Genomic DNA, 281 nt, shown 5'->3' with positions numbered 1-281 from the left:
GCGATATGGGTGATGCTCAGGATCGTGTTGGCCAGGGTCACGGCGAACAGGGCCGCAATCAGCCACAGGGCCGTCGCCGTCTCTGGCGGGAAGAACAGCGCCCACCCCGACAGCATCAGCAGGGGCGCAGACAGCACGATCCATGGACGACGGCGGCCAAATCGGCTGCGCGTATTGTCGGTCAACATTCCCATGAACGGATCGATGACCACATCGAAAATCCGCGCGCCCATGAAGATCAGGCCGATGGACGTCAGGCTAAGCCCCACCTGCGTCGCATA

Annotated in this window: 1 protein-coding gene; it reads right to left on the bottom strand. The window is 62.3% G+C overall.

Annotated features, from left to right (window positions below; genetic code table 11):
- Positions 1–281: MFS transporter (locus ACM03V_RS34500; protein ID WP_414625316.1), on the bottom strand; the 281-nt coding region annotated here is incomplete at both ends.

It is taken from the genome of Calothrix sp. CCY 0018 (assembly GCF_963920925.1).
GTDB lineage: Bacteria > Cyanobacteriota > Cyanobacteriia > Cyanobacteriales > Nostocaceae > Rivularia.
Note: the sequence above shows the minus strand (reverse complement) of the source record. Positions and strands in the feature narration are given on the sequence as shown.